This window comes from Rhodococcus globerulus (assembly GCF_019334125.1).
Taxonomy (GTDB): Bacteria; Actinomycetota; Actinomycetes; order Mycobacteriales; family Mycobacteriaceae; genus Rhodococcus_F; species Rhodococcus_F globerula.
Window position 1 is genome coordinate 3,524,599 of the sequence record NZ_CP079698.1, and the last position, 12,939, is coordinate 3,537,537.

At 61.4% G+C, this 12,939-nt stretch carries 15 protein-coding genes; 2 read left to right on the forward strand and 13 right to left on the reverse strand.

From position 1 onward, the window contains the following. Positions 1-55: 55 nt before the first annotated feature. The gene (locus KYT97_RS15905) at positions 56-661 is read left to right on the forward strand and encodes a TetR/AcrR family transcriptional regulator (RefSeq protein ID WP_219110221.1); all 606 of its coding nucleotides are present in this window, start codon (positions 56-58) and stop codon (positions 659-661) included. Positions 662-684: 23 nt separating this feature from the next. Here the strand turns inward: KYT97_RS15905 and KYT97_RS15910 are convergent, their stop codons facing one another. From KYT97_RS15910 to KYT97_RS15965, 12 genes are all read right to left on the reverse strand, one after another. Beyond that, a complete protein-coding gene (locus KYT97_RS15910; RefSeq protein WP_219110222.1) occupies positions 685-1,425 on the reverse strand; it encodes a FadR/GntR family transcriptional regulator in 741 nt (246 codons plus the stop codon). An 85-nt stretch (positions 1,426-1,510) separates the two neighbouring features. Further along, a complete protein-coding gene (locus KYT97_RS15915; RefSeq protein WP_219110223.1) occupies positions 1,511-1,918 on the reverse strand; it encodes a Zn-ribbon domain-containing OB-fold protein in 408 nt (135 codons plus the stop codon). A 15-nt stretch (positions 1,919-1,933) separates the two neighbouring features. Continuing rightward, positions 1,934-3,109 (reverse strand): thiolase family protein, encoded by a 1,176-nt coding sequence (locus KYT97_RS15920; protein ID WP_219110224.1) that lies wholly within the window; start codon positions 3,107-3,109, stop codon positions 1,934-1,936. Beyond that, positions 3,106-3,564: a hotdog family protein gene (locus KYT97_RS15925; protein ID WP_245005838.1), complete on the reverse strand. Its 459-nt coding sequence runs from the start codon at positions 3,562-3,564 to the stop codon at positions 3,106-3,108. Before KYT97_RS15925 ends, KYT97_RS15920 begins: the two co-directional genes overlap by 4 nt. Beyond that, positions 3,561-4,169, reverse strand: coding sequence for an FAS1-like dehydratase domain-containing protein (locus KYT97_RS15930; RefSeq protein ID WP_245005839.1), 609 nt, complete (start codon positions 4,167-4,169; stop codon positions 3,561-3,563). The genes KYT97_RS15925 and KYT97_RS15930 overlap by 4 nt, the downstream gene beginning before the upstream one ends. 73 nt (positions 4,170-4,242) lie before the next feature. After that, complete coding sequence (locus KYT97_RS15935) at positions 4,243-5,463, reverse strand: CaiB/BaiF CoA transferase family protein (RefSeq protein ID WP_219110225.1); 1,221 nt, start codon at positions 5,461-5,463, stop codon at positions 4,243-4,245. Then, positions 5,460-6,737 (reverse strand): CoA transferase, encoded by a 1,278-nt coding sequence (locus KYT97_RS15940; RefSeq protein WP_219110226.1) that lies wholly within the window; start codon positions 6,735-6,737, stop codon positions 5,460-5,462. The genes KYT97_RS15935 and KYT97_RS15940 overlap by 4 nt, the downstream gene beginning before the upstream one ends. Before the next feature lie 4 nt (positions 6,738-6,741). Continuing rightward, on the reverse strand, positions 6,742-6,948 hold the full coding sequence (locus KYT97_RS15945) for a ferredoxin (protein ID WP_219110227.1): 207 nt from the start codon (positions 6,946-6,948) through the stop codon (positions 6,742-6,744). A gap of 127 nt (positions 6,949-7,075) precedes the next feature. After that, complete coding sequence (locus tag KYT97_RS15950) at positions 7,076-7,864, reverse strand: SDR family NAD(P)-dependent oxidoreductase (RefSeq protein WP_219110228.1); 789 nt, start codon at positions 7,862-7,864, stop codon at positions 7,076-7,078. A gap of 91 nt (positions 7,865-7,955) precedes the next feature. Continuing rightward, positions 7,956-8,792, reverse strand: a complete 837-nt coding sequence (locus KYT97_RS15955) for a glucose 1-dehydrogenase (protein ID WP_219110229.1) — start codon at positions 8,790-8,792, stop codon at positions 7,956-7,958. 84 nt (positions 8,793-8,876) lie between these two features. Next, positions 8,877-10,553, reverse strand: a complete 1,677-nt coding sequence (locus KYT97_RS15960; protein WP_219110230.1) for an FAD-dependent oxidoreductase — start codon at positions 10,551-10,553, stop codon at positions 8,877-8,879. 42 nt (positions 10,554-10,595) lie between these two features. Then, complete coding sequence (locus tag KYT97_RS15965; RefSeq protein WP_219110231.1) at positions 10,596-11,075, reverse strand: nuclear transport factor 2 family protein; 480 nt, start codon at positions 11,073-11,075, stop codon at positions 10,596-10,598. A 1,016-nt stretch (positions 11,076-12,091) separates the two neighbouring features. Here KYT97_RS15965 and KYT97_RS15970 point away from each other — a divergent pair. Continuing rightward, entirely contained in the window at positions 12,092-12,502 is a 411-nt protein-coding gene (locus KYT97_RS15970) for a hypothetical protein (RefSeq protein ID WP_033233259.1), read from the forward strand. 29 nt (positions 12,503-12,531) lie between these two features. Here the strand turns inward: KYT97_RS15970 and KYT97_RS15975 are convergent, their stop codons facing one another. Next, entirely contained in the window at positions 12,532-12,900 is a 369-nt protein-coding gene (locus KYT97_RS15975) for an ArsR/SmtB family transcription factor (protein WP_033233260.1), read from the reverse strand. Positions 12,901-12,939: the final 39 nt, after the last annotated feature.

Below are 12,939 nucleotides of genomic sequence, written 5' to 3' on the forward strand. Positions count from 1 at the left end.
GCTTATCGTTCAGTAAGTCAACTGGCAATCTTGCAAAACATGCGAAACTGGAGCCATGATGATGGAAAAGACTGGGAGACCGCGAGATCCAGAGGTCGACCGCCGGATCACCGATGCCGCGATGGACGTGTTCGGCAGCGCCGGGTGGGCAGGCTTCTCCATCGACGCGGTAGCTCGAGCCGCCGGCGTCGGAAAGGCCTCGATCTACCTGCGCTGGGCAAGCAAAGAAGAGTTGCTCACAGACAGCGTCGGGCAGTGTTTCGCGCCGATCGTCGAGATCGACAACGGGAACGTGCGTGAGGATCTACTGGCGATGACGTCGGTACTCGTGGACCTCTTCAGCGGTCGACACGGCCTCGCCGCCCGCCGAATGACGGTGGAATCGCACGCCACCGAAGGCATTGCCGAACGCTGGCAATCGGTGCGCAGATCGCAGATCAGGGCGGCACGAACCATCGTTCAGCGAGGCGTCCGCCGAGGAGAACTACGTTCGGACACGCCGGTGACGATTCTGCTCGACACCCTGTGTGGCGCTGCAATCAACCATGCAATCGCGACCCCACCACATTTGCGAGATCGCGTTGCCCGGGAACGCGACAAGTACACGCGCGATCTCGTGGACTTCGTACTCGCCTCACTGACCTCCACACCGGGCACCTGACGCAGGACGCACCGACCTGCCGACTAGTGCATCGCGTCCCAGGTCACAGCCTGCTCGAGCGCCTCGGGGTACTTCTTGCGCAGATACCTACTCAACTCCAGGATGTGTTCACGCATCGAGTCCAGGGCAGCCGCGGGGTCTTTGGCTTCGATCGCGACGTATATCGCGGAATGCGCCTTCAACACCGCAGACCTGCGGTGCACCGGATAGTCGACACCCAACGCCGCGCCTTCGAAGATTCCCTCGATTGCATCAATCAGATATCCGAACAACGGGTTCCCCGACGACCACGCAATGATGTCATGGAACGACTGGTTCGCCTCGAGAAATACCTCCCGGTCGGCGAGATTCTCACGCATCAGTTGCACGGACGCTTCCAGCTCCGCAAGCTGATCTGCACCTATTCGTTGCGCAGCGAGACTCGCGATCAGCGGTTCGAGGCTTTCTCGAACCTCGACGATGGAACTGAACGGCGCACCCTCGAACTGCAGCAGCAAACCCAGACTGTTGGCGAGATGCGAAGCATCGGGCTTCTCTACGGTGGGGCCACCACCCGGGCCGGGTTTTAGCGAGATTGCACCCGAAAGCTCAAGGTAGCGAAGGGATTCCCGCAGGGTTCCGCGTCCCACTTCATAGCTGCCGAGCATGTGCTTCTCGGAGGGCAACCGGTCCCCTTGCTTGCATCCGTCTTGGTGGATATCCGCGACTATCCGTCTCGCCACGATCAACGCGGTCTTCTGTGGCCGCGCGGTACGTACGCTCATCTTCGATCCCTCCAATCCGTCGATGCTGCTGCTATTCATCGCTATGAATAGCAGCAATAGAGATCAGTATATCCGGAACCCGGGTTTACGACCGACCTGTATGCAGCCGTGCGACCGGCATCACTTCACCACCCTCGACCTCGGCGAACTCGACCACGACAGAAGTCCCCGCAGTCAAACCCAGCCCGTCGTGATCAACAAGCGCCATGTGCACCCACGGGCCCTCCGACATCTCGACCAACGCGATAACCTCGGGAGGCGGTGCGACTCCGTCATGAGGGCGGCCGGTAATGACGGTCCAACTGACCACTTCGCCATGTCCGATCGAATCCGCCCATTCCAGGCCTCTACTGTGGCAATTGGCGCACAGCAGCGCGCCCGGCTCTGACCAACTCTCGCATTTGGGGCAGTGGCGGAGCATCAGCCGACCCTCCGCCGTACCGTCGAAGAAGGGCGCCGAACTTTCGTCCCGCAAGACTGCAGACAATCCCATCAGGTTTCTCCGATCTCAGTTGTTCGTGGGCCGTGGGCTCAAGACGAGGCTTGAATGAAAATCCAGTACGCCCCCGTTGCCGCTGACCAGCACATGGTCGTGGGAATCCACCTGTCGCTCTTCCGCTTGGCCACGAGCCTGGATCACCGCCTCCGAAAGCGGAGTCATCCCCCACATGTAGTAACCGGAAAGCTCTCCGCCACCGGTGTTGGTCGGCAGCGACCCGCCCGGCGCGAGTGCGCCGCTCTCGACGAATTTGCCGCCCTCACCCTTCTCGCAGAATCCGTAATCCTCCAACGTCACCAACGTGGTGTACGTGAAGCAGTCGTAAATCTCGGCAATATCGACGTCCGCAAGTTCGATCCCGGCCATTCGCAACGCGTCCGGACCCGAGGTTTTCGCGCCCGTGACCAGACCGAAGTCACTGCCACGCGCCTGAATGTAACCGGGGTGGCCTTGTCCCCAGCCGCGCACGTACACGGGCGGCTGCGCAAGGTGACGAGCGCGATCCGCACTCGTCACGATCACCGCAACCGCACCATTGCTCACCAGGCAGCAATCCAACAGCCGAAGCGGGTCCGCAATGACGCGTGAGTTCTGGTGATCCTCGAGGGCCATCGGATCCCTCATCTGTGCAAGGGGATTCATCTCAGCCCAGGCCCTCGCCGCGACTGCAACCGCGCCGAACTGCTCGGAAGTGGTCCCGTACACTTCCATGTGTCGGCGGGCAGCCATCGCATACTTCGCCGGGGCACTTCGTAACCCGGCTGCGGTGGGCAACGCACCGATGCCGGTCAGACTCCGTCCGGCCCCACCGTAGGCTCCACTCGAGCCCTTACCCTGAGTCAAGGGGGCATCGGCAAACACACAGACAACCGTGTCAACCATCCCAGCCTCGATCGCCAGAGTGGCATACTGCACCATGGCACCTGCGGATGAGCCGAAAGCCTGAACAGCAGTGAGCATTCCGAGGTTACGCATCTGCAGGGAGAACTGCAGTTGCATGCCGATGTCGCCACCCACCCCGGAGTTCACGAGCAGCCCGTCGATCTCCCCCAGCTTGATCCCCGCATCATCGGCGGCCAGGCAGATGGCGTCGACTGCCAATTCCGCGGCCGACTTACCGTAGATCTTTCCCATGGGCGTCATGCCCAGACCCACGACCGCGGACGTCGCCGGACGCGTGCTCATGCTGCTACCTCGACGCGACGAGGCAGTGTCACCGTGACGACGCCCGGACCAACCGAAATTCCTCGAGGGCTTCTGGATTCGACTTCGAGGCTGATCACCCCAGCCCCACTCGCATCGATCACCTTGCCTATCACCTTGCCCTGCACCACCATCGTCTCCCCCACGTAGTTGAACGAACGCATCCGGAACTTCTCCAAACTGCGGATGGTTCCGCCGATTCCGATCCAATCCCGCACGCAGCGCTCCCATGTTCCGAGCAGGAAGCCTGTGTTTGCATACATCTCGTCGGCGCCACTGGCCATGGCGGACTCGGTGTTGTGATGGATCGAGTTGAAGTCCCGGGTAGATCCGGCGGCCATGACCATCCGGTACACGGTGAGCGGAAAGGACACGGCCTCGGTGCACTCACCCACTTCGATGTCTTCGAAGTAACGCTGCGACAAATGTGCGCTCACACGCTCTCTCCTTTGTGCCTCGGCACGTACGCAAAGGTGCCGGTTCGCTGGCGCGCCACTACCTCGCCGGCCTCGGTGACGATGTCGCATTCCCACTTGAGGAAAGCTCCCCGTCCCAACGCAGTTTCCTTCGGCGAACAGGCCACGAGGCGATTCGACTTACGACCCAACCGCTCGCCGGCGACTACCGGACGCAGGAAGTCCATGTCGATGTCGGTTCCGATGAAACCAGTTGTCTTCGGGCCTATTCCGAGACCCTCGTTGTTGATCGGACTGCGAGCGGGCTGGGCGTTACGATCATCTGAATCGAACAGCACCTCGCCCGGGCCGCGCATCTCTGGAATCGTCGCGCTCATCATCGCCACGTACGGCATTGTCACGTCAGCGAATCCATGCTCCGTGGCCGCAACCGGATCGGTGTGCAGCGGGCAGTCGAGTTCCAAAGGCTCGGTAAACCTACGGATCGACCCGCGCTCGACCATATCCGCGCCCCACTGAATCTCACCGTCGGAGAAGTCTCGACCGATCGCATCCACCACCGGCTGCCACTCCTGCTTCCAGTCGTCGACCTCGGTCGGCGTCTCCCCCGTTACTGTTTCAGTCAACGTATCCACTCCTGTGTCGAGTCAAATGCCCTCGGGCAGAATGACTGCCCGCCTGATTGATCACCGCAACCCGTCAACTCATGGTCCCGGCGGCATGTAGGTTCGCTATCTCGTCAGCCGAGTATCCGAGTTCCTCCGTGAGTACGACGCTGTTGTGCTGACCCAGCATCGGGGCGCTGGTTCGAGGCCGGCCGGGGGTCCGCGACAATCGATACCGCGGTCCCTCCACTGTCACCTCGCCGTGCAGCGGGTGCGGGACGGCGACCAAATGCCCACGGTGCACGAGTTGCTCGTCCTCGGCGAAGTCTCGACTCGAAGCCGAACGATGCGCGGGAACGCCTGCCGTCTGCAGAATATTCTCGACCTGCGCCGCTGTTCGGGTACTGGTCCACTGTGAGACCGCAGCGTCAAGAGTCGCGCGGGCAGATCGTCGACCGGCGGCCGAGTCCAGCAACTGATCCGAGAGAAGGTCAAACCGTCCCATCGCCTCCACAAGTCTGGGCCACTGCGCGTCGTCGGTTACGGCAATGGCCACGAACCTGTCGGTTCCGTCCTCCGAGAGACTCGGGTAGACCCCGTGCGGCGCATATACGGAGTCTGCATTTCCGTGTCGCTGAGCGACCACACCCTCGGCGAAGTAGTGCGCGCACTGTGGAGACAGGAAGAACACACCCGCCTCCACCTGCGAGACATCCAGATACCGGCCCGTACCCGTTCTGTCCCGATCAGCCAGCGCCGCCAGTAATGCCACCAATGCGAGACGTGGACCGACGTAGTCGGTGTACGGACCAAATGGCCCGAACGGCAGTCGATCCGGGTAACCCACCAGGTTTTGAAAGCCACTCGCCGACGCTCCGATGTTGCCGAAGCCGGCCAACGTGGACAACGGGCCCGACTGACCCATCAGCGAAGTACTCAACATGATCAGACCTGGGTTGCCCGCGGACAGAGTATCGAAGTCCAGACCCCAGCGTGCCATCAGACCTGGTGAGAACGACTCGATCACCACGTCTGCCTTCGAGGCCAGCGCCGCGACCACGCTGCGGCCCGACTCGGAGCTGAGATCGACGGTGATGCCACGCTTTCCAGCGTTTGCATTGCCGTAGAGCATCGAATTCTCGACGCCTTGCTCGCCACCCTGGAAGGGCGGCATCAGTCGGGCAGTCTCGATACGAACGGAGGACTCGACTCGGATCACATCGGCGCCGAAGTCAGCCAGCGTACGACCGATCAGCGGCCCCGCAACCACCCAGGACAGGTCGAGGACCCGCAACCCGTGCAGTGCGTCAGTCATGCGAGCACCTCACTCGTCGAGAGTTCGGACAGGGCCGGATCGTCAGCTCCGAGCCAGGATTCGAGTACCTCGGCGGTGTGCTGACCGATACTCGGAGCCGGTCGGCGGACATCGGGGTCGGCTCCTCCGCTGACGTGCACCCACCGCGCAGGCAGTCGCACCTGATCTGCGCCGGATCCGGTCTCCGCGAAGAACCCACGATGACTCAATTGTGGGCTGGCCGCGATATCGCTCATGTCCGAGATCCCGATACACAGCAGCCGGTAACGCACGGCAGCCTCCTGCACCTGAGACTTGGTCTTCGAACCGAGGAACTCAGCTGTCAGGCGTCTCACCTCGGTGATGTCGTCCTCGCTGATCTCACCCGATTCGATCAGCGCCGGGACGGTACGCCAGTCCCAGCCGAGAAGATAGTCGGCACAGGCCCCCTCGTCATGCATCCACCGGATGAAGTTATTTGTGAAACCGCCGGAGGCCGGACCCATCGCCAGGTGCAATTCTACGATGCCGTCAGTGCAGTGCCACTTCTTCAAAGCACTGGAAGTCGATGCACCGCTGCCACTTTGGTCGACGCGCTCCGGTGCGGGCTTCGCCGCCTTGAATGTGGGTTGCTGGTGCCACTGAGGCTTGGCATCCCCGGCCGTGTGCGCCAACACCCGACCAAGGGTCGCGACCCCCAAACTGGCCTGCGCGGACACATCGACAACCTGGCCACGGCCGTCGGCGCCCCGGACCCGATGGGCCAGTAGTGCGCCGGCCGCCGCGTCGGTCGCCGCGTGCAGATACGCCTGCTCGACGCTGATCCGAAGCGGCGGGAGGTCGCCGTCACGATGGGGATCGAGTGGCCCACCCGCAGCCCAGATGACGAGATCGGAATCGAGATACCTGGATTTCGGCCCGGTCAGGCCGAACGGAGTGATAGCCACATGAACGAGTTCGGGATGTGCTGCCGTGGTCCGTTCGGGATGCAGACCAAGCCGCTCGAGATCTGGCACGGGCATCGACGTCACCACAATGTCGGCAACTTCGAGCAGGGCGTCCAGGCACCGAGCACCGTCGGGCGCCGAGGTGTCAAGAGCGATACCTCTTTTGTTGGCGGAGAACGTCTCCCAGAACATCGACCTGCCGCGAGTGTCGAGCGGAGTCGCCGACCGGGCAGTCGACCCGCCCTGCGGTTCCACCTGAACGACATCCGCGCCGAGATCTGCCAGAAGGCGGCCGCACGCGAGCCCCCGATGATCAGTGAGATCGAGAACCTTGAGGTGGTGGAGCATAGGCTCAGACCGTGCCTGTAGAGCGGCGGATGGCAATCTCGGGGCAGGCATTGACAGCCTCCTCCGCCTGCGCCTCGAACTGGGCCGGTACCGCAATCTCGCCCGTCTCGGCGACATAGCCTTGCTCGTCGTCCGAAAGAAGGTCAGGGGCGACGCTGTAGCAGCGTCCGTGACCCTGGCAGCGACTCTTCTCGATAGTCAGAAAGCTCATCACGACTCCCGTTCGTAGGATGGCGACCCGCAACCTGCGTGTTCCAGATCACCCTAAATCTATGACTATCATTAGTCTCTATTGCTGAGTTGTCAAGGATTGCCGGAGCTCCGGGACAAGGCCCAGGTCACGCCCGCACGCCCCGCCACGAGGTCGTCCCACCGTCCACGGGGTAGACGCCCCCAGTTATGAAGGACGCCGCATCAGACGTCAGGAAACACACCAGTGCCGCAACTTCCACCGGCTCCCCACGCCGCGGAATCAAGTGCGTGCCACTCATTTCACGCTCTCGCTGTTCCTTGTCCTCTGCGTCGGCGAGATGCGCGTCGGCCATCGGAGTCTTGATCGAACCGGGGCAGAAGCAATTTGCGCGGATATCCGGCGCAAGCGCGATCGCTGTGGTCCGGGTGAGCTGAATGACTGCGCCCTTACTCGACGCGTACGCCGGCAAGGAGTATCCCGTCATGCCCGCCACCGACGCGGCATTCACCACCGAAGGACCTCGATCCGACGCCCGAAGGTGCGGCGCCGCGAACTTTGTCGCCAACCACATCGCCTTGACGTTGACCGCATAGACCGCGTCCCACGCTTCCTCGGTCAACTCCTCGATACTCGCCGTATCACAGAAGACAGTATCCAGAACGCCCGCATTGTTGATCAGAACGTCCAGACCGCCGGCAGACTCCACCGACTTCTCGACCATTGCCCGGACTTGATCCGAATGGCGCAGATCGACATGCACCGCAACGGCTTTCGCGCCGAGTTCGCGCACCTGCGCCGCAACCACCTCTGCCTTAGCCAGATCGAGATCGGCAACCGTGACATGTTCGGCACCTTGCCGAGCGAATTCGAGCGCAATCTCACGTCCCATCCCCATTGCAGCGCCGGTAACCAGTACTCGCTTTCCAGTGTTCATTTTCTGCCTTCTCATGTTGATCGTGTCTGAGCGAACGTGAGCGACCGCCTCGGTAGCGACAGACTCGTTGAAATACGAAGCGAAAGAAGGATCAGCCGCGCAGGCCGGCATGCAGGAACGAGGATGGCTCCTCGTGACGGCCCGTGCTGAATGGCGCCGTGCCACCTGCCCGAGTCATACCCGCATCTACCGGAAGCGCGATTCCGGTCACGAAGGATGCATCGTCACTGACCAGGTACAGCGCGGCGGCCGCAATATCCTCAGGGGTCCCCGGGCGGCCCATCAATGCAGTACGACCGAGCGAGGCCCTGGCTCCGTCGATATCGTCCGCGCCGCCCGCCGTGAGGTCTGCGGTCATCGCCGAAACCACAGCCCCCGGTATTACCGCATTGACTCTGATGCCGTGCGGACGCAGTTCGGCGGCCACGGACTGCGTGAGTCCGATGATTCCGGCTTTTGTCGCGCTATACGCATGCGGACCGACCCCGCCCATCACACCTGCCGGGCTCGACGTCGAGAGAATTACACCTTGTTTGCGCGGAATCATCACGCGAGCAGCATGTTTCATTCCTAGCAGTGTCGCCCGAAGATTGACTGCAATCGTGATGTCGACGTCATCGGACCGCAACTTCGCAATCGGGCCCATCGCACCCATGATGCCCGCATTGTTGAACATCACGTCAAGACATCCGAACTGCTCAACCGCCGCGTCGACAGCTGCTGCAATATTCGATTCCTCGGTAACGTCGGTCCGCACGAACAAAGCTGCCTCGCCGAGTTCGGCGGCCAAGGCTTCACCCGCGCTCACCTGGAGGTCTGCGATGACTACACACGCACCCTCAGCCACGAATCGGCGTGCGGTTCCTTCGCCGATCCCGCTCGCTGCGCCGGTGATCACGGCGACCTTGCCGTGCAATCGATCGGACATTACTACTCCCGTCGTCGACTTTCATCAATGATCCACATAAATCCCTGTCGACCAATCACTCTGGTCTTCACTATGTTTCGAACTTCAACCTCGCGCTACGGATGCCATCTCGTCGATACGTATCAGCTTGACTCGGCGACGGCCCGTTTCCGTTCCGGCCGCACGTTCAACCGCGTCGATCTTCTTCCAACCTGCTCCGTCGACAGGGTTCGCACCTCGCCCGGAAACCAGATCGACGATGTCTGCTGGGGACTTGCTCGGTTCGGGAAGCGCCCCGGCGCGGAGGTCCGCCACAACCGCTCGCGCAGTCTCTTCCCCGCACATACGATTTCGACCGATACCGCCGGTGGCACCGCGTTTGATCCACCCTGTCACATAGACCCCGGGTACTACGTCCCCTCGAGCGGTACCGACGACTCGCCCTTCGACATTGGGAACAACCCCGGTCACGTCGTCGAAGGGCACGCCGTCAAGAGGGAGACCGGTATATCCGATGGCGCGCATCACCAACGTGGCTGGCAGGTCGAACTCCTCACCTGTTGCTGCGACAGACGCGCTGCTACCCGACACCTCACTGAACTCGTTGCGCACACACCGCACCGCGTCTGTTCGGTCATCGGCACCGTCGATCGCAACAGGCGAGACCAGATACCGGAACACGACCCGCTTGGCCCGTGGGGTCGGCATCCGAGCGGCGAATTCCTCGGCGATCCGCAGCTTTGTCGCAATCGTCGAGTCGAGAGTTCCGTCAAGGCGCGCCTGCGCATTTGCCGGATCCAAGACCAGCTCATCGGGAGCGATGATCACATCCACACCCGGTAGGTCACCCATTGCAAGAAACTCCCCGACGGTATACGCAGCCTGCGCGATCCCCCTCCGAGCCATGATCACGACCTCCTGGATCTGTGACTCGCGCAGGGCCTCGAGAGCATGATCCGCGATATCGGTGGTCCCGAGTAGATCAGGGTTCGTAAGCAGTATCCGAGCCACGTCCAGCGCAACGTTGCCATTGCCGACGACAACTGCTCGCGAGCCGGACAGATCGAACTGGCGATCCGCGTAGTCCGGATGCCCGTTGTACCAGGCCACGAAATCAGTTGCCGCAATACTGCCGGAGCGGTCCTCGCCGACAATTCCCAATCGTTTGTCCGCGGACGCGCCGTGCGCGTAGATGACTGCTCCGTACCGTTCACGCAGTTCGTCGGCACTTACGTGGCGGCCGACCTCCACGTTGAGGAAATACTCGAACGACTTCTTCGAGGCGACGGAAGCGAAGGTCTTCTCCACCTGTTTCGTCGAAGGATGATCGGGCGCCACACCAGCACGGACCAGCCCATACGGAGTGGGAAGCCGATCGAACATGTTGACGCGCACGGCTGGGTGTTTCACCAGTTCTGCGGCCGCATAGAAGGCTGCGGGCCCCGCCCCGACGATTGCGACATTCAACTGATCACCGTCGATGAGTGGAAGATTCTTGCCAGGCACGACCAGCCCAGCGGTCACATCATGATCGGTGTAATAGTCGGCATTGATCTGCAGATATCGCTGCTGTCCCTCGTCGAGCGACTCGTCGTCGAGAATTGCCTCGACAGGACACTCCTCTACGCATGCTCCACAGTCAATGCAGGTCGCGGGGTCGATGAACAACATCTCGGTCCGCAAGAACTCCGGCTCGTCGGGAGTGGGATGGATGCAGTTCACCGGACACACGCTGACACAACTCGCGTCGTTGCAACACGGCTGGGTGATCACATAGGTCATTGGGCTCGAATCCTCTTCCTTGACTTTCCCGCGGAGTCGCTGTCAGCGTCCGATTGGCGCAGACCAGCCGGCCTCGAGAGTTGTTCCCACTTCTACGGCGATCTTGTGGTCGATCAGGGTCAGCGGATCGGCGGTATCGACAGTGCAGCGGTAAGTACCCCAACCGATCCCGGAGTCCTGTAGTGGCCGACCGACATACAGAAAATAGGCTTCCAAGGAGACGACGTTCGGGGACACCCAGGTCGGCGCGATATTGGATATAAAGTGCCGTTTACCTGTCGGTCCGGCAGCCCACGACCGGACGAAGAACTCTACGATTTCGTCTGTACCGGTGAAGGTTCCAACACGAGTGTCGAGAACGCTGCGCGCGGTATATAGACGACGAAGCGCGTCGGCATCATGGTTGTCGACAGCAGTTGCGTAGGCCGCGAACACACCACGTGCCGCCTCGATCTGTTCAAGGCGCTCCAAGCGAGCAAGCACCGTCGCAAACTCGTTCCCTGTAACGGTGCCAGCAGGCATCGTGTTTCCTCCTTCGAGACTGTCAACGCACGTGGCATTGCTTCCGGTGATGCGCACTGCCCGACATTCATCGACGTGTGCCGCATCACTCATTAACATGCTAATTATTAGTATGAATTACCTCAGGATGCAAGACCACTTGTCGACTCATTCGAGATTGCCCCCGCAACTCCTTCGTTGCCTCACGTGAATATGCCTGCGAAACGGCGTGTCAACGTGATCCGACGGAATATGGCACCGGCACCAGCCACGAAAGCCGTACACGAGCGAACTCCACGACCGCCGAAATAGGGTCCCAATGTCATTGCAGCGCCGATCTTCTGCTGCGCAGCATCGAGGACGCCCGCCGGGAACGTCTGGCGCCACTGTCGACCGCGGGTCGACACCCGAACGTAGCAAGCACCATCCTCGTGGGCGCTCGCACACAAAACCTTCGATCACTGTTCACAATCGCAGATCCCGATCCGAACATGGGCGCAGTGGGCAGCAACTCCGTCGGTAACCGCTACAGTCGCACTGCTAGGCGCGGATTGAAGACAACGGCACCGAGTCGCTCCCGAAACAGCGTGACGGCGCGAAGACGACCAAGAAATACGATTGCGCGAGCCCCTCACACAGATGCGCGCGCACAATCACGAGAAGGTCAGCACTGGGAATAAAAGCAGCCCTTTTCGGTACCTATAGCTCTATCAACCCACCCGTGGTGCAGATGCACCATAGTCAACGAACCGGCCTTCGACGGGCACTTGACATGATGCAAAATGGCCTGCCTCGGCTGAGCCCAGCTACGTGCGATCAGGCAGAGCGCGAGCAAAAGCAAGCAGCACTCGTCGCTCCGACGAACAATCCGGCACAACCTGTAGAAACGAATGAGACTGGGCGGTTTCAGGAGTGTGGGGGCCGGGTAGCCACTTGTCACGACCCGTCGCGTGCAAGGCTCTGCTTGCGAGCGCATCGCAGTGCTCGACGGGTCCGCTTGTGCCCGAAAGTTCCACACAGACAGATTGGCTTTCCCCATGAAACTGTCCCGAACTCTGACCATGACCGCGATTGTCGTTGCTGCCGTCGGCGCAGGCGCCGGCACGGCTGTTGCAGCTCCGAACACCGGCTTCGATCCGTTCAACCAACCGGTAAGCACGAACAGTCCGACTGCAGCGACGCTTTTCCCGGGTAACGATGCCAAACAAGCTGCGTTCGACACCATGACGAACGAAATCAATATCGGGTGGAACAACGGCGGCTTGCAGTCGACGCTCGGCGGTGCGGCCACAGGTATCGGGATTGGGTGCTTGTCGATCTTCCCCAACTTCATCGCCGGATGCATCGTCGGCGGAGCCATCGGAACGGGTATCGGTCTGGGCAACGGCATCATGAACGGAAACCCGAATGCCGCACCGGCAGTGGAGAAATTCTTCGCCACTCCGTAGTTCAGGCGTGGTAGTTCAGTCGTGGTAATTCAGTCGTGCGAGTGACCATGTGTGGGATCGTCGCCGAAGTGCGTGGCACCGATCGAGTGAAGTAGCTGGTGAACGGTGTCGTCAGCCAATTGGTAGCGCATCGAACGGCCGTCTCGCGTCGCTGTCACCCACCCCTGGCTCCGAAGCAGCCGAAGTGCATGCGAGACAGCCGTCCCGCTCATTCCCAATGCCACGGACAGGTCCGTGACGCAGATCCCCGGCGCGTGATGCAGACACAGGAGAAGCCGAAGGCGATTGGCATCGGACAGCAGTTCAAACCTGTTGGACCACACAGTCACGTCCAGGCCCTCGAGCGCCGCCTGCCCGCGCCGGACATCGGCGATGTTCAAAGCGCCGCTTGACTCCATGCCCGACCGCCTCCGTAGTGCTGTTATCCCTCATACGGA